This window comes from Microbacterium sufflavum (assembly GCF_023101165.1).
GTDB lineage: Bacteria > Actinomycetota > Actinomycetes > Actinomycetales > Microbacteriaceae > Microbacterium > Microbacterium sufflavum.
In genome coordinates, this window is the sequence record NZ_CP078076.1 from 2,897,344 (window position 1) to 2,912,404 (window position 15,061).

Genomic DNA, 15,061 nt, shown 5'->3' on the forward strand with positions numbered 1-15,061 from the left:
CAGCGGGGGCGTCAGGCCTCGACGGCCGCCTTCTCGCGCGCCGCACGGATGCGGGCGTCGCGCTCCTTGATCTGCGGCTCGTTCTCGCGGAACAGCGAGTAGAGGGGTGCCGCGACGAACAGCGTCGAGTAGGTCGCCACGAGGATGCCGACGAAGATCGAGAGCGAGATGTCGGTCAGCGTCTCCGCGCCCAGCCAGAACGCACCGATGAACAGGATCGCGCCCACCGGGAGCGCCGCCACGACCGAGGTGTTGATCGATCGGATCAGCGTCTGGTTCACCGCAAGGTTGACCGACTCGCCGAATAGGCGCGCGGTCTTCTCCCCGTCCTCCGTCGTGTTCTCCCGGATCTTGTCGAACACCACGGTGGTGTCGTAGAGCGAGTACGCCAGGATCGTGAGGAACCCGATCACCGCCGCCGGGGAGATCTCGAAACCGGCCAGGGCGTACACGCCCACCGTGATCACGAGCACGTCGAGCAGCCCGATGATCGCTGCGGCCGACATCTTCCAGGTGCGGAAGTAGATCGCCAGGATCAGGAAGGTCAGCGCGAGGAAGATCGCCAGACCCCACAGGGACTGCCGCGTCACGCTCTCACCCCACGCGGGACCGATGAACGAGGAGGTCACCGCGTCGGGCTCCACCTCGTACGCGTCGGCGAGAGCGCCGGCGACCTGCTGCGTCTCCGCCGCCGTCATCTGGTCGGTCTGGACTCGGATGTCCTGGTCGTTCACGATGACGACCTTGGTCGCGGCGCCGGGCACCACGGACTGCACGGCCTCGCTCGCGGTGTCCTGATTCAGCGTGGCCGGGGCGTTCACCGTGAACTGCGACCCGCCCGTGAACTCGATCGAGAACTGGATGGGACGGAACAGCGGCACGAGCGCGGACCCCACGACCAGCGCGATCGCGATGATGAACCACAGCCGACGGCGTCCGACGAACGGGAAGGAGGTCTTTCCCGTGTAGAGGTTGTTACCGAACTCGTTCATGGAAGCCATCAGGCGTCTCCCTCGCTTCCGCCCTTGGTCTGTTTCTCCGCGGCGAGGGCCTCGGCACGCTTGCGCTCGGCGATGGTCTGACGGCGGTCCGCCTCACCGCGTGAGCGCGCGTTCTTCGCGCCGCGACCTGCCGATGCCGTCGCCACCTCGCGGTACTGCGACCGGCTCCGGTACACGGCGCCGAGTGCCGCCGGGTCGAGCCCGGAGAGCTTGTGGCCGCCGCCGAAGAAGCGCGTCCGCGCGAGGAGCTGCATCACCGGGTGAGTGAAGATGACGAAGATCATCACGTCGATGACGGTGGTCAGGCCGAGCGTGAACGCGAAGCCCTTCACCGTGGAGTCCGCGAGGATGTAGAGCACGACGGCCGCGAGGATGTTGATCGACTTCGAGATGTAGATCGTGCGCTTCGCGCGACCCCATCCGTCCTCGACCGCCGCCGTGATCGACTTGCCGTCGCGCAGCTCGTCTCGGATCCGCTCGAAGTAGACGATGAACGAGTCGGCCGTGAAACCGATCGACACGATCAGACCCGCGACGCCCGCGAGCGACAGGCGGAACCCGATGCGCCACGCGAGGATGCAGATCACGATGTACGTCAGCACCGCCATCACCGCGATCGACGCGATGATCACCGTCCCGAGAGCGCGGTACGACAGCAAGGAGTAGACCGCGACCAGCGCCAGGCCGATCAGACCCGCGATGAGCCCGATCTGGAGCTGCTGGGTGCCGAGGGTCGCGGAGATCGTGTCGGAGCTCTGCACCTCGAAGCTCAACGGCAGCGCACCGAACTTGAGCTGATCCGCGAGCGTCGTCGCGCTCTCCTGAGTGAAGCTGCCGGAGATGCTGGGACGGCCGTCGAGGATCACGCCGTTCATCCGCGGCGCACTGATCACGTCGCCGTCGAGCACGAACGCGAACTGGTCGCGCGGCGACAGACCGTCGATGCGGTTCTGGTTGAGGCGCGTGCTGACCTTGCCGAACGCGTCCGCGCCATCGCCGTTCATCGTGAGCTGCACGATCCAGGCGCCGCTCTTGGGGTCGCGGCCTGCCGACGCGTCGGTGATCGCGCGTCCGTCGAGCTCCATCGGGCCGAGGAGGAACTTCTGGGTGTCGTCCGGGGAGCAGGCGATGACCGGCTCGTCCTTCGGCGCACGCGACGGATCGTTGTCGGGGTTGGCGCAGTCGTACGCCTGGAACTCCGCGGCCAGCTTCTCGGTCACCCACGACAGATCGCTCGCGTCGGTCGGCTCCGCCGTCGGAGTGGCGTTCAGGCCGGGGTCGGGGCTCGGGAACGGCGTGGAGTTGCCGTCGTCGCCCACGAACTCGGTGCTCGCGGCCGTCGTGTACAGGACCGGACGGAACTCGAGCTGTGCGCTGGACTGGATGCGCTCCCTGGTCTGCTCGTCGGCCTCACCCGGGATCTGGACGACGATGTTGCGGCCGCCCTCCGTGGTGATGTCGGCCTCGGCGACACCCGAAGCATCCACGCGCTGGCGGATGATCGCCGCGGCCTGGTCGAGCTGCTCCTGTGACGGCGCTGCGCCGTCCTCGGTCTCGGCGCTGAGGATGATCTGCGTGCCGCCCTGCAGGTCGAGCGCCAGTTCCGGCGCCCACGAACTCTGCTTGAAGACGTACACACCCAGCGCGTTGATGCCGAAGAGCACGCCCGTCACGAGGAGCAGGCCGAGGAGGACCCGCCAGGCGTGACGGACAGGTGAAGATGAAGCCACGTGTGTTCAGCTTTCTGGGAGGACGATGATCCGAGCGACCACGAGGGCCGCTGTCTTACTTGTCGTCGGCGTCCCGCTCGAGACGGGCGCGGGTCTCCTCCGGCGTCTCCGCCGTGGGGGCGGCGGGCTCGTCGACGATGTGGTCATCCACGCCGTCCACGGGCGCCTCAACGATAGCGTCCTTCGGCTCGACGATGCGCAGGATCGCCTGGCTGTGCACCTCGATGACGGTGCCCGGGGCGATCTCCACGAGGGCCGGCGCGTCCAGGTCGTCCGGGTCGAACGCCACGATCGTGCCGTAGATGCCGCCCTGCAGCAGGACCTTGGCGCCGGGAACCGTCTTGGTGGCCTTCTCCTCCTGCTCGGCCTTCATCTGCCTCGTCCGCTTGCGCGTGTTGAAGATCATGAAGATCAGGAGCACGGCCAGAAGGCCGAAGAGCACGAATTCCATGGGCATGGGGAAGCGCCTTTCTCAGGTGCACGCACCAGCCATTGGGCGCACAGAGGTATCGGGGGAAGCCTTCAGCGATTATAGGTCATCCAGCGTGAGCATCCCGTCGGGGTGCGCCACCCCGAGGTGCGCATACGCCTCGGGTGTCGCGACCCGTCCGCGCGGCGTGCGCCCCAGGAATCCGATGCGGACGAGGTACGGCTCGACCACGCTCTCCACGGTCTCGGCCTCCTCGCCCACCGCGACCGCGAGGGTGCTGAGACCCACCGGTCCCCCGCGGAAACGCCGGACGAGCGCGTCGAGCACCGCTCGGTCCAGCCGGTCGAGACCGATCGCGTCGACGTCATAGAGCTCCAGCGCCGCCCGCACGTCGTGCAGCGTCGCCGCACCGTCGCCGTGCACCAGCGCGTAGTCGCGCACGCGGCGCAGCAGGCGGTTGGCGATTCGGGGGGTTCCTCGAGATCGGCGCGCGATCTCGGAGAGGGCGTCGGTCGGGAGCCCGACCCCCAACACCGACGCGGAACGCGCGATGACCTGCTCGAGCTCGCCCTCCTCGTAGAACTCGAGATGGCCGGTGAACCCGAAGCGGTCGCGGAGCGGATTGGGCAGCAGGCCCGAGCGCGTCGTCGCCCCGACCAGGGTGAACGGCGACAGCTCCAGGGGGATGCTCGTGGCGCCCGCACCCTTGCCCACCATGATGTCGATGCGGTAGTCCTCCATCGCGAGGTAGAGCATCTCCTCCGCGGAGCGGGCCATGCGATGGATCTCGTCGATGAACAGCACCTCGCCCGGCATCAGGCTCGACAGCAGAGCTGCGAGATCTCCCGCGTGCTGGATCGCGGGGCCGCTGGACATACGGAGCGGACGCTCGCTCTCGTGGGCGACGATCATCGCGAGCGTGGTCTTGCCGAGTCCCGGAGGACCCGCGAGCAGGATGTGATCGGCGGGTCGGGACTGCAGGCGCGCGGCCTCGAGCAGCAGCTGGAGTTGGCCGCGCACCTTCTGCTGGCCCACGAAGTCGCCGAGGCTGGAGGGGCGCAGCGCGCCCTCGATCGCGAGCTCCGACTCGTCGGTGGGCTCGGTCGGGTCGAGCGGGTCAGACACGCGCCGATCCTCCCTGCGCCGGGCCGAGCAGGGCGAGCGTGCGCCGCAGCAGCGACGCGACCGACGCCCGCTCGGCTTCGGTCGCCGCGGCAGCGGTCTCGGTCGCCGCCTCGGCGGCCACCTTCTCCGACCACCCGAGACCCACGAGCGCGGCGGCGACCTGCGACACGATGTCACTCCCCCCCGAGGCCTGCGTCGCGGCCGGGGCGGCAACGGCGTGCACCTTCCCCGCGAGCTGCACCACGATGAGCTTGGCCGTCTTAGGCCCGATGCCGGACACACGCCGGAACGGGGCGTCGTCCTCGGCGGTGACGGCCTCGGCGATCTGGTCCGTCGTCAGATGCGACAGCACGCCCAGCGCCGACTTCGGCCCCACGCCCGTCACGCTGAGCAGCAGCGTGAAGATCTCCAGCTCCGCCCGATCGGCGAAGCCGAAGAGCGAGAGGGCGTCCTCGCGCACGATCAGGCTCGTGTGCAGGCGCAGCTTCTCCCCCACCGTCGCCGTGTGCGCGACATCGGCGGGGACAGCGACCGCGAAGCCCACGCCACCCACGTCGATGACGACCTGGTCCGGCGTCGTGTGCAGCACGGTGCCGTGCAGAGAGGAGATCATCCTCCCAGCCTAGGAGGTCGCTCGCACATATGTTCGAGCGACACGCTCCGCGTCCGCCCAGGCCCGCTGCGCGGGGGTCAGTCCGCCCGCCGCACCGCCGGCTCGGGGCGCCCCGCGGCGCCAGGCGTGACATAGGGCGATCGCGAGAGCGTCCGCGGCGTCCGCCGGCTGCGGCGGCGCATCCAGACGCAGGATGCGGGCGATCATCGCCTGCACCTGCCTCTTGTCGGCGGAGCCGTAGCCCGTGACGGCCGCCTTGACCTCGCTGGGCGTGTGGGTCGCCGCGGGAAGCCCTGACTCGGCGGCGATGAGGAGCGCGACCCCGCTCGCCTGCGCCGTGCCCATCACCGTATGGCTGTTCTGTTGCGCGAAGACGCGCTCGACCGCGACCGCGTCAGGGCGGTGCTGGGCGATCGCCTCGCGGATCCCGGCGGCGACGACCGCGAGTCGCTCGCCGATCGGTGCATCGATCGCCGAGCGGATCACACCGACGTGCACGAGGGTGCCCCGGCGGGTCCGGTCGACGTCGACGATCCCGACACCGCAGCGGGTGAGTCCCGGGTCGATGCCCAGCACGCGGATGGTCGACGTCACCGTCCCAGGCTAGGCGCGGAACGTGCCCATCGAGGTCAGCCGCGCCTACGCGTCGTCGTTCTCGAGCTCCGCCTGGACCTCGGCCGACAGGTCGAAGTTGCTGAAGACGTTCTGCACGTCCTCGCTGTCCTCCAGCGCGTCGATCAGTCGGAACACCTTGCGGGCCGTGTCGGCGTCGATCTCGACCTTGAGGTTCGGCACGAACTCGACGTCGGCCGACTCGTACTCGATGCCCGCCTCCTGCAGCGCACTGCGCACGGCGACCAGGTCGCTCGCCTCGGTGATGACCTCGAAGCCCTCGGCGTGCGGCTCGATCTCCTCGGCCCCCGCCTCGAGCGCGGCCATCATCACGTCGTCCTCGGTCGTGCCCTCCGACCCGACCACGATGACGCCCTTGCGACTGAAGTTGTACGCGACGCTGCCAGGGTCGGCGAGCGTGCCCCCGTTGCGGCTCAGCGCGGTGCGCACCTCGGCGGCGGCACGGTTCTTGTTGTCGGTCAGACACTCGATCATGAGCGCCACACCGTTGGGGCCGTAGCCCTCGTACATGATCGAGGTGTATTCGACGGCCTCGCCGCCGATGCCCGCACCGCGCTTGATGGCCCGGTCGATGTTGTCCTTCGGGACGGACGTCTTCTTGGCCTTGAGGACCGCGTCGAACAGGGTCGGGTTGCCCTGCAGGTCGGCGCCGCCGAGCTTGGCCGCGACCTCGATGTTCTTGATGAGCTTGGCCCAGGACTTGGCACGGCGCGCGTCGATGACGGCCTTCTTGTGTTTGGTCGTGGCCCACTTGGAATGCCCGGACATAAGTCTCCGCTCGTCGTCAGGGCCCCGGCGCGTGTCCAGGGCGTCGTCCATTCTAAAGGAACACCGCGGAACACCCGGCGGCACAGTGCCTTGTCGGGGCGCTGCGGCGGTGGGAGACTGACCGCATGGGCGACCGGGAGCGTGCTCTCGACGCCGCTCGCCGTCGAGCCGAGGCGTTCCTGGGCACCCTCGACGATCGACCGGTGTGGCCGCGCGCGAGCCTCGACGAGATGCTGCAGGTGTTCGGCACGCCTCTCCCGGAGCGGGCGGAGGACCCCGCGGCCGTTGTCGAGGACATCGCGGCGAAGGCCGAGCCCGGACTCGTGGCCATCCCCGGCGGACGGTTCTTCGGATTCGTGATCGGCGGCACTCATCCGGCCGCTCTCGCCGCGGACTGGCTCGTGTCCGCGTGGGATCAGAACTCCGGCTCCTCCCTGCTCACCCCGGCGACCGTCGCGATGGAGCGGGTGGCAGGACAGTGGCTGCTCGAGCTGCTCGGCCTCCCGTCCGCGAGCAGCGTCGGCTTCGTCACGGGCGGTCAGCTCGCGAACTTCACCTGCCTCGCGTCCGCACGGAACGCCGTGCTCGCGCGGGCGGGGTGGGACCTCGCCGAACGGGGGCTGCGCTCCTCGCCGCCGGTGCGGTTCGTGGTGGGTGCCGATCGTCATGGATCGATCGACCGCGCGGCACGGTTCCTCGGGATCGGTTGCGCCGAGGTCGACGTGGTGGATGCCGACGCGCAGGGCAGGATGCACCCCGCCGAGCTCGAGCGCGTCCTCGACGGCGGATCCGGCCCGCTCATCGTGTGCCTGCAGGCGGGAGAGGTCCATACCGGAGCGTTCGACGATTTCCGCGCGCTGATCGCGATCGCACGCCGACACGGCGCCTGGGTGCACGTGGACGGCGCCTTCGGTCTGTGGGCGGCTGCCTCCCCCGCGCTGCGACATCTGACCGCCGGCATGGAGGACGCGGACTCCTGGGCGACCGACGCACACAAGACGCTGAACGTGCCGTACGACTGCGGCATGGCGATCGTCCGCGATCCCGCCGATTCGATCGCGGCGTTCCGCACCGGCGGCGACTACCTCGTGTACTCCGGCCTCGACCCGTGGGATGTGACGCCGGAGCTGTCGCGCCGCGCCCGCGGGGTGCCGGCGTACGCGGCGCTGCGCAGCCTCGGGCGTTCCGGGGTAGCCGATCTCGTCGACCGCCTCCACGACAACGCCGTACGCATGGCCTCCGGCCTGCGCGGGCTCGACGCGATCGAGGTGATCAACGACGTCGACTACACCCAGGTGATGTTCCGGCTCGGCACGGACGAGGCGACCCGCGAGCTCGGTGCCGCGATCCTGGTCGACGGCACGGCCGTCGTCACCGGAGCGGAATGGCGGGGGCGAGCCGCGCTGCGCTGCTCGATGTCGTCGTGGGCGACGACCGCGGACGACATCGACCGCACGGTGCACGCCATCCGTGCCCTTCTCCCCTGACCCGACTCGCCCGCCTGCTACGGTCGAGGCCGCCGTTGATCGCGCGCGAGAGGAGCAGGGTGTGACCGCAGGAGCCGACCGCCTCCGCCCCGCGTGGACCTCCCTGCCCGAGAGCCTCCGCGCCGCGGCGCTGGACGTGATCGGCGGAGAGTACATCTCCGACGCCCCCGCGCACGGCGGCTTCAGCGCCACGTACGCGGGCACCGTGGTCACGACCGGCGGTCGGGCTTTCGTGAAGGCCGCGGGCGCGGACTGGCACGCCGACTCGGTGCGCCTGCTCCGCCAGGAGATCGTCACGCTGTCGACCCTCCCCTCGGGCGTCGCGCCCCGAGTGCTGGGGACGGTGCAGGACGACATCGGTGCGGTGCTGGTCGTCGAGGCGATCGACGGCCGCCATCCGGGGCGCCCGTGGACAGCGGATGACCTGCACGCGGTGGCGGACGCCCTCGCCGTCGTCGGCACCACGCCGGCACCGAGAACCCTGACGGCCGCGGACGAGAGCATGGTGCCGGGTTTCACGCGCTGGCAGGAGATCGCCGCCACCCCCGACCTCCGCGGCGCTCTGCCCCCGTCGGTCCGGGATTCGCTGCCCCGACTGCGTGAACTGGAGGCGGAGTTCGCGGGGGCCGTGCGCGGAGATGTCCTCGTCCACGACGACGTCCGGGCCGACAACATCCTCATCGCCGACGGTCGCGCCCACCTGCTCGACTGGCCGCATGCGCGCCGCGGGGCCGCATGGGTCGACCTCCCCTGCGTGCTGCCGAGCATCGAGGCGAGCGGCGGACCGACCTGCACGCAGGCCTACCCGGTGTTCGAGGAGCACGGCGCTCCCCCTCCGAGGGACCTGCTGCCGGTCATCGCGGGCTTCGCCTCGTACCTCTGGGCCGAACAGAGCAGGCCGGAGATTCCGCAGCTCCCCGGCTTGCGCGCCTTCCAGCGGGCGCAAGCCGGTCCCGCGCTGCGGTGGCTGGCCGCCCTGGTGTGACGACGCCTCGGGCGGTCAGGCGGCGGCGACGGAGTGGCCGCCTTCGACGCGGGCGAGGAAGCGCTCGTGGAAGCGGGTCTCGCCGGAGATCTCCGGGTGGAAGCTCAGGCCCAGCAGCGCTCCCTGCTCCACCGCCACCACGCGGCCGTCCGGTAGCGCCGCGAGCGGGGTCGCACGAGGACCGATCGACTCGACGACCGGTCCGCGGATGAACGCCGCCGACACCGGCGGTGCACCGAAGGCCGCCACGTCGAGCTGCGCCTCGAACGACTCCACCTGACGGCCGAACGCGTTCCGCCTGACCACCGCGTCGAGCCCTCCGAACGACTGCTGGCCCTCGATCGCGTCGACGACCGTGTCGGCCAGCATGATCAGCCCCGCGCACGTGCCGAGCACCGGGAGCCCGGCGGCGATCGCGTCGCGGATCGGCTCCTGCATCCCGAACGTGCGCGACAGCTTGTCGATCACGGTGGACTCGCCACCCGGGATCACCAGGCCGTTCACGGCGGCCAGCTCCTCCGGGCGCCGGACGAGCTCCACCTGGGCGCCGAGCCGGGTGAGCAGGGCGGCGTGCTCGCGCACATCGCCCTGCAGCGCGAGCACGCCGACCCGCGGGCTACCAGCCACGCTCGGCGAGCCGGTGCGGCGCCGGCAGGTCGCTGACGTTGATGCCGACCATCGCCTCGCCGAGCCCGCGGGACACCTCGGCGATCACCTTCGGGTCGTCGAAGAACGTCGTGGCCTTCACGATCGCCTTCGCGCGCTCGGCCGGGTTGCCCGACTTGAAGATGCCGGAGCCGACGAACACGCCGTCCGCTCCGAGCTGCATCATCATCGCGGCGTCCGCGGGGGTCGCGACGCCGCCGGCCACGAACAGCACGACGGGGAGCGTGCCCGTCTCGGCGATCTCGGCGACCAGCTCGTACGGCGCCTGCAGCTCCTTCGCGGCGACGAACAGCTCGTCCTTCGGGAGAGCCGTGAGCGCAGCGATCTCCCCGCGGATCTTGCGGATGTGCTTCATCGCCTCGGACACGTCGCCCGTTCCGGCCTCGCCCTTCGAGCGGATCATCGCCGCCCCCTCGTTGATGCGTCGCAGCGCTTCGCCGAGGTTCGTGGCGCCGCACACGAAGGGCACCGTGAAGCCGAACTTGTCGATGTGGTTCACGTAGTCGGCCGGCGAGAGCACCTCGGACTCGTCGATGTAGTCGACACCGAGCTCCTGCAGCACCTGCGCCTCGACGAAGTGACCGATGCGCGCCTTCGCCATCACCGGGATCGACACGGCATCGATGATGCTGTCGATCATGTCCGGGTCGCTCATGCGCGAGACGCCGCCCTGCGCGCGGATGTCGGCCGGCACGCGCTCGAGCGCCATGACGGCGACGGCGCCCGCGTCCTCGGCGATCTTCGCCTGCTCGGCGGTCACGACGTCCATGACGACGCCGCCCTTGAGCATCTCGGCGAGACCGCGCTTGACGCGCGACGATCCGGTGGTGTTCTGCTCGGACATGGGGAGCTCCTGTCGGATGATCCGTAATCGGGTTTGATCTAGATCAAACGTAGCACTGTCCGATCCCACCTAGAATCGCGGAGGAGGATCATGAGCGACCGGATCACAGGCAGCACGGCGGCGGAGATCGCCGACAGCGTGCGCGCCCTGCGCGACCGCGGGATCCTGCTTCCCGGAGCCCTCCTCCCGCCGGTGCGCGAGCTCGCCGCCACCCTCGGCGTCAACCGCAACACCGCCGTCGCCGCCTACCGCCAGCTCGCCCAGGCGGGACTCGTCCTGTCGCGCGGACGCGCCGGCACCACGGTCGCGGGGATCGAGGCCGTGGCACAGGAGGGCTACGCGGCCGACACCGTGCTCCGCGACATCGGCACCGGCAACCCCGACCCCGCACGCATCCCCGACCCGTCGGCCGCGCTGATGACGATCGCGAGCCGTCCCGTGCTCTACGGCGAACCCGTGATCGACCCGGGGCTGGAGGAGTGGGCGCGCCGGTGGATGGCGGCCGACCTTCCGGACGCGGACTTCCGGATCACTGTGACGAGCGGAGCGGTCGATGCGGTGGAGCGGCTGCTCGCCCAAGCGCTCATGCGCGACGACGCCGTGGCGCTCGAGGATCCGTGCTTCCTCGCCAGCATCCACACGGTGCGGCTCGGCGGCTATCGGGCCGTCCCGGTCCCCGTCGACGACCAGGGAATGACGGTCGACGGACTGCGGGCGGCTCTCGACGCCGGCGTGCGGGCCGTGATCTGCACACCGCGGGCGCAGAACCCCACCGGCGTGGGTCTCACGGCCCAGCGCGCCGCCGAGCTGCGCGGTGTCCTCGCCGATCACCCGTACGTCCTGATCATCGAGGACGACCACTTCTCGCTGCTGTCGCAGCGCCCGTACGAGTCCTTGATCAGCGAGGACCATCGGCGCTTCGCCCTCGTGCGCTCGGTGTCGAAGTTCCTCGGACCCGACATGTGCCTCGCGATCGCGGCGACCGACCCCGACACCGCAGAACGTCTCGCGATGCGACTCAGCCCCGGCACCACGTGGGTGAGCCACCTGCTGCAGCGCCTCGCCCTGGCACAGCTGACCGACGAGGATGCGATGACGACCGTCGCGACCGCCGGTGCGCACTACGCGGAGCGCAACGCCGCGTTCGCGGCACGCCTGCGCGCGCACGGCATCGACGTCGCCGCGCCAGACGGGCTGAGCCTCTGGGTGCGACTCCCCCGGCCCGCGCGCGAGGTCGCCGAGCACCTGATGCGGCGGGGGTGGCTTGCCCGCACCGGTGACGAGTTCTCCCTCGACGACCGCGCCGATCCGTCCCACCACCTCCGTCTCACCGTCCACGACCTCACCGACGCGGAAGCCGACACGCTCGTCGCCGACCTCGTCGCGGCCGCGCGATGACCACCCGTCGCGGGCACCTGCCCGCCCTGACCGAAAGCGCTCGCTCATGAAGATCCTCTCCATCCAGTCCGCCGTGGCATACGGGCACGTGGGCAACTCCGCCGCGGTGTTCCCGCTGCAGCGCATCGGCGTCGAGGTGCTGCCCGTCTACACCGTGAACTTCTCCAACCACACCGGCTACGGCGCCTGGCGCGGACCGCTGATCGACCCCGCCGACGTGCGCGAGGTCATCACCGGCATCGAGGACCGCGGAGTGTTCGGGCAGATCGACGCCGTCCTGAGCGGCTACCAGGGAGGCGAGGGCATCGGTGACGTGATCATCGATGCGGTCGCGCGCGTCAAGGCCGCCAACCCCGACGCGGTCTACGCGTGCGACCCGGTCATGGGCAACGCGAAGTCGGGCTGCTTCGTCGCCCCCGCGATCCCGATCCTGCTGCGCGAGCGCGTCGTCCCGGTGGCGGACATCATCACCCCCAACCAGTTCGAGCTCGGGTTCCTCACCGAGACCGAACCCGACACGCTCGAGTCCACGCTCGCCTCGGTCGACCTCGCCCGCGCCATGGGCCCCCGCACGGTGCTCGTGACGAGCGTCGAGCGGCCCGACCGCGAGGAGGGGACCATCGAGATGCTCGCGGTCGACGGCGACGGTGCCTGGCTCGTCCAGACGCCGCACCTCCCCATGAAGGCGAACGGCTCCGGTGACGTGACCGCCGCCCTGTTCACGGCGCACTACGTCGAGACCGGCAGCGCCAAGACCGCGCTCGAGCGCACCGCCTCCAGCGTGTACGACCTGCTGCAGGCGACGCTCGACTCGGGTGAGCGCGAGCTGCAGCTCATCGAGGCGCAGGAGTTCTACGCGCACCCGCGCATGCAGTTCACCGCACGGCAGGTGCGCTGACGGTCACTCCGGCCACGCGTGGGCGACGGCCTCCCGCACTTCGCCGAGGAGCTGCGGGAGCGCCTTCGTCTTCGCGATGATCGGGAAGAAGTTCGCGTCGGAGCGCCACCGCGGCACCACGTGCTGGTGCAGATGCGCGTCCACGCCGGCTCCCGCCACCGCCCCCTGGTTCATTCCCAGGTTGAAGCCGTCGCATCCGGAGACCTCGCGCAGCACCCGCATGGCCGTCTGGGTGAGCACGCCGATCTCGGCCACCTCTTCCGGACTCGCCTGGTCGTACGTCGCGATGTGACGGTACGGGCACACCAGCAGGTGCCCCGAGTTGTACGGGAACAGGTTCAGCAGCACGTACGCGGTCGTGCCCCGTGCCACGATGAGCCGCTCGGCGTCGGGGTACTTCGGCGCCTCGCAGAACGGGCACTCCTCGCGCAGGGGCTCCGGTCCCGCCTGGATGTAGGCCATCCGGTGGGGGGTCCACAGCCGCTGGAACTCGTCGGGCACGCCGGCGAGGCGACCTGCATCCTCCAGCGACTGCTCCCCCTCGGTCATGCCAGGTCCCCGGCCGTCTGCACCAGGGCGTGGCTGTCGATGGCAGCGCGGATGCGGTCGACCGCCTGCGCGATCGGCACGCCGTTCTCCTGCGAGCCGTCGCGGTAGCGGAAGGAGACGGTGCCAGCGGCCCGGTCCTGCTCCCCGGCGATCAGCAGCAGCGGGACCTTGCCGGTCGTGTGCGTGCGGATCTTCTTCTGCATGCGGTCGTCGGAGGTGTCGAGCTCGGCACGCACACCGCGGGAGCGGAGCGTGTCGATCACCTCACCCAGATAGTCGGCGAAGTCGTCCGCGACCGGGATCCCCACGACCTGTACCGGCGAGAGCCATACCGGGAAGTCGCCCGCATAGTGCTCGAGGAGGATCGCGAAGAACCGCTCGATCGAGCCGAACAGCGCCCGGTGGATCATGATCGGACGCTTCTTCTGGCCGTCCTTGTCCATGAACTCGAGGTCGAAGCGCTCGGGCAGGTTGGGGTCGACCTGCACCGTGGACAGCTGCCACGTGCGGCCGATCGCATCGCGCGTCTTCAGGTCGATCTTCGGCCCGTAGAACGCCGCCTCGCCCGGCACCTCGGTGAGCTTGAGACCGGAGGCCACGGCCACGCGGCGCAGGGCGTCGGTGGACGACTCCCAGAACTCGTCCGAGCCGATCCACTTCGACTTCTCGTCGTCCTTCATCGACAGCTCGAGCTCGAAGTCGGTGAGGCCGAAGTCGCGGAGCATCGAGAGGATGAACTCGAGGACCTTGCCGACCTCCTCCTCCAGCTGCTCGGGTGTGACGAACAGGTGCGAGTCGTCCTGCGTGAAGCCGCGCACCCGCGTGAGGCCGTGCAGGGCCCCGGAGAGTTCGTTGCGGTAGACCGTGCCGTTCTCCGCGAACCGCAGCGGGAGGTCGCGATAGCTGCGCGCGCGCTCCTTGTAGATGAGGATGTGCATCGGGCAGTTCATGGGCTTCAGGTAGTAGTCCTGGCCCTGCTTGGTGATCTCGCCGTTCTCGTCGCGCTCCTCGTCCATGACGATGGGCGGGAACATGCCGTCCTTGTAGGTGACGAGGTGGTTCGAGGTGAGGAAGAGGTCTTCCTTGGAGATGTGCGGCGTGTACACGTAGGTGTAGCCGCCCTCGATGTGCCGCTTGCGCGCGTGCTGCTCCATCTCGCCGCGCACCACGCCGCCGCGCGGATGCCAGACGCTCAGGCCCGACCCGATCTCCTCGGGGAAGGAGAACAGGTCGAGCTCCTTGCCGAGTCGCCGGTGGTCGCGCTTGGCGGCCTCCTCCAGCCGGTGCTGGTACGCGCGCAGCTCGTCCTTCGTGGGCCAGGCGGTGCCGTAGATGCGCTGCAGCTGCGGGTTCTTCTCGCTGCCGCGCCAGTAGGCGGCGGCGATGCGCGTGAGGTCCCAGCCGTTGCCGATCATGCGCGTGTTGGGCAGATGCGGCCCGCGGCAGAGGTCCTTCCAGACGACCTCGCCGTCGCGGGTCGTGTTGTCGTAGATCGTGAGCTCGCCCTCGCCCACCTCGACCGACGCGCCCTCGGCCGCCTCCTTGCCGCCCTTGAGCCCGATCAGCTCGAGCTTGAACGGCTCGTCGGCGAGCTCCGCGCGCGCCTCGTCATCGGTCACGACACGACGCACGAAGCGCTGGCCCTCGCGGACGATGCGCTGCATCTCCTTCGTGATGGCCTTGATGTCCTCCGGCGTGAACGGGGTGTCGACGCCGAAGTCGTAGTAGAACCCGTCGGTGATGGGCGGGCCGATGCCGAGGTTCGCCTGCGGGTTGATGCGCTGCACGGCCTGCGCGAGCACGTGCGCGGCCGAGTGGCGCAGGATGTTCAGGCCGTCGGGGCTGTCGATCGTGACCGGCTCGACCTGCTCGGTGCCGGTCAGGGTCGTGGCGAGGTCCTTGAGCTCGCCGTTGACGCGCATCGCGACGACGTT

At 70.0% G+C, this 15,061-nt stretch carries 15 protein-coding genes; 4 read left to right on the forward strand and 11 right to left on the reverse strand.

What is annotated here, in order from left to right:
* Nucleotides 1-11: 11 nt before the first annotated feature.
* From secF to KV394_RS14070, 7 genes are all read right to left on the reverse strand, one after another.
* Nucleotides 12-1,001 (reverse strand): protein translocase subunit SecF, encoded by a 990-nt coding sequence (gene secF, locus KV394_RS14040; protein ID WP_136033643.1) that lies wholly within the window; start codon nucleotides 999-1,001, stop codon nucleotides 12-14.
* Entirely contained in the window at nucleotides 1,001-2,731 is a 1,731-nt protein-coding gene (secD, locus tag KV394_RS14045; protein ID WP_136033641.1) for a protein translocase subunit SecD, read from the reverse strand. Before secD ends, secF begins: the two co-directional genes overlap by 1 nt.
* Nucleotides 2,732-2,786: 55 nt before the next feature.
* Nucleotides 2,787-3,182 carry a preprotein translocase subunit YajC gene (locus KV394_RS14050; protein WP_136035854.1) on the reverse strand — a complete coding sequence of 132 codons (396 nt, stop codon included), beginning with the start codon at nucleotides 3,180-3,182 and terminating at the stop codon, nucleotides 2,787-2,789.
* Nucleotides 3,183-3,260: 78 nt separating this feature from the next.
* Complete coding sequence (gene ruvB / locus KV394_RS14055) at nucleotides 3,261-4,286, reverse strand: Holliday junction branch migration DNA helicase RuvB (RefSeq protein ID WP_136033639.1); 1,026 nt, start codon at nucleotides 4,284-4,286, stop codon at nucleotides 3,261-3,263.
* The gene (ruvA, locus tag KV394_RS14060; protein WP_136033636.1) at nucleotides 4,279-4,899 is read right to left on the reverse strand and encodes a Holliday junction branch migration protein RuvA; all 621 of its coding nucleotides are present in this window, start codon (nucleotides 4,897-4,899) and stop codon (nucleotides 4,279-4,281) included. Before ruvA ends, ruvB begins: the two co-directional genes overlap by 8 nt.
* Nucleotides 4,900-4,908: 9 nt before the next feature.
* A complete protein-coding gene (gene ruvC, locus KV394_RS14065) occupies nucleotides 4,909-5,493 on the reverse strand; it encodes a crossover junction endodeoxyribonuclease RuvC (RefSeq protein WP_247981701.1) in 585 nt (194 codons plus the stop codon).
* A 45-nt stretch (nucleotides 5,494-5,538) separates the two neighbouring features.
* Complete coding sequence (locus KV394_RS14070; protein WP_136033632.1) at nucleotides 5,539-6,300, reverse strand: YebC/PmpR family DNA-binding transcriptional regulator; 762 nt, start codon at nucleotides 6,298-6,300, stop codon at nucleotides 5,539-5,541.
* A gap of 125 nt (nucleotides 6,301-6,425) precedes the next feature.
* Here KV394_RS14070 and KV394_RS14075 point away from each other — a divergent pair, with 125 nt between their 5' ends.
* Complete coding sequence (locus KV394_RS14075) at nucleotides 6,426-7,787, forward strand: pyridoxal phosphate-dependent decarboxylase family protein (protein ID WP_247981702.1); 1,362 nt, start codon at nucleotides 6,426-6,428, stop codon at nucleotides 7,785-7,787.
* A 61-nt stretch (nucleotides 7,788-7,848) separates the two neighbouring features.
* Nucleotides 7,849-8,772: a phosphotransferase gene (locus tag KV394_RS14080; protein ID WP_247981703.1), complete on the forward strand. Its 924-nt coding sequence runs from the start codon at nucleotides 7,849-7,851 to the stop codon at nucleotides 8,770-8,772.
* Between the two features lie 15 nt (nucleotides 8,773-8,787).
* On the opposite strand, the gene pdxT is transcribed toward KV394_RS14080, so the two are convergent.
* Nucleotides 8,788-9,399, reverse strand: coding sequence for a pyridoxal 5'-phosphate synthase glutaminase subunit PdxT (gene pdxT, locus KV394_RS14085; protein WP_136033626.1), 612 nt, complete (start codon nucleotides 9,397-9,399; stop codon nucleotides 8,788-8,790).
* A complete protein-coding gene (gene pdxS / locus KV394_RS14090; protein ID WP_247981704.1) occupies nucleotides 9,389-10,282 on the reverse strand; it encodes a pyridoxal 5'-phosphate synthase lyase subunit PdxS in 894 nt (297 codons plus the stop codon). The genes pdxT and pdxS overlap by 11 nt, the downstream gene beginning before the upstream one ends.
* A 90-nt stretch (nucleotides 10,283-10,372) precedes the next feature.
* On the opposite strand from pdxS, the gene KV394_RS14095 reads away from it, so the two are divergent.
* A complete protein-coding gene (locus KV394_RS14095) occupies nucleotides 10,373-11,680 on the forward strand; it encodes an aminotransferase class I/II-fold pyridoxal phosphate-dependent enzyme (RefSeq protein ID WP_168387311.1) in 1,308 nt (435 codons plus the stop codon).
* A gap of 46 nt (nucleotides 11,681-11,726) precedes the next feature.
* Complete coding sequence (gene pdxY / locus KV394_RS14100) at nucleotides 11,727-12,578, forward strand: pyridoxal kinase PdxY (RefSeq protein ID WP_136033620.1); 852 nt, start codon at nucleotides 11,727-11,729, stop codon at nucleotides 12,576-12,578.
* 3 nt (nucleotides 12,579-12,581) lie between these two features.
* Here the strand turns inward: pdxY and KV394_RS14105 are convergent, their stop codons facing one another.
* Nucleotides 12,582-13,127 carry an HIT family protein gene (locus tag KV394_RS14105; RefSeq protein WP_247981705.1) on the reverse strand — a complete coding sequence of 182 codons (546 nt, stop codon included), beginning with the start codon at nucleotides 13,125-13,127 and terminating at the stop codon, nucleotides 12,582-12,584.
* Nucleotides 13,124-15,049, reverse strand: coding sequence for a threonine--tRNA ligase (gene thrS / locus KV394_RS14110; RefSeq protein WP_240744640.1), 1,926 nt, complete (start codon nucleotides 15,047-15,049; stop codon nucleotides 13,124-13,126). Before thrS ends, KV394_RS14105 begins: the two co-directional genes overlap by 4 nt.
* Between the last annotated feature and the right edge of the window lie 12 nt (nucleotides 15,050-15,061).

Coding starts and splice junctions, on each gene's coding strand:
- pdxY (WP_136033620.1), top strand. CDS start 11,727: ATGAAGATCCTCTCCATCCAGTCCGCCGTGGCATACGGGCACGTGGGC.
- KV394_RS14075 (WP_247981702.1), top strand. CDS start 6,426: ATGGGCGACCGGGAGCGTGCTCTCGACGCCGCTCGCCGTCGAGCCGAG.
- thrS (WP_240744640.1), bottom strand. CDS start 15,049: ATGCGCGTCAACGGCGAGCTCAAGGACCTCGCCACGACCCTGACCGGC.
- secF (WP_136033643.1), bottom strand. CDS start 1,001: ATGGCTTCCATGAACGAGTTCGGTAACAACCTCTACACGGGAAAGACC.
- KV394_RS14050 (WP_136035854.1), bottom strand. CDS start 3,182: ATGGAATTCGTGCTCTTCGGCCTTCTGGCCGTGCTCCTGATCTTCATG.
- pdxS (WP_247981704.1), bottom strand. CDS start 10,282: ATGTCCGAGCAGAACACCACCGGATCGTCGCGCGTCAAGCGCGGTCTC.
- ruvA (WP_136033636.1), bottom strand. CDS start 4,899: ATGATCTCCTCTCTGCACGGCACCGTGCTGCACACGACGCCGGACCAG.
- KV394_RS14070 (WP_136033632.1), bottom strand. CDS start 6,300: ATGTCCGGGCATTCCAAGTGGGCCACGACCAAACACAAGAAGGCCGTC.
- KV394_RS14105 (WP_247981705.1), bottom strand. CDS start 13,127: ATGACCGAGGGGGAGCAGTCGCTGGAGGATGCAGGTCGCCTCGCCGGC.
- KV394_RS14095 (WP_168387311.1), top strand. CDS start 10,373: ATGAGCGACCGGATCACAGGCAGCACGGCGGCGGAGATCGCCGACAGC.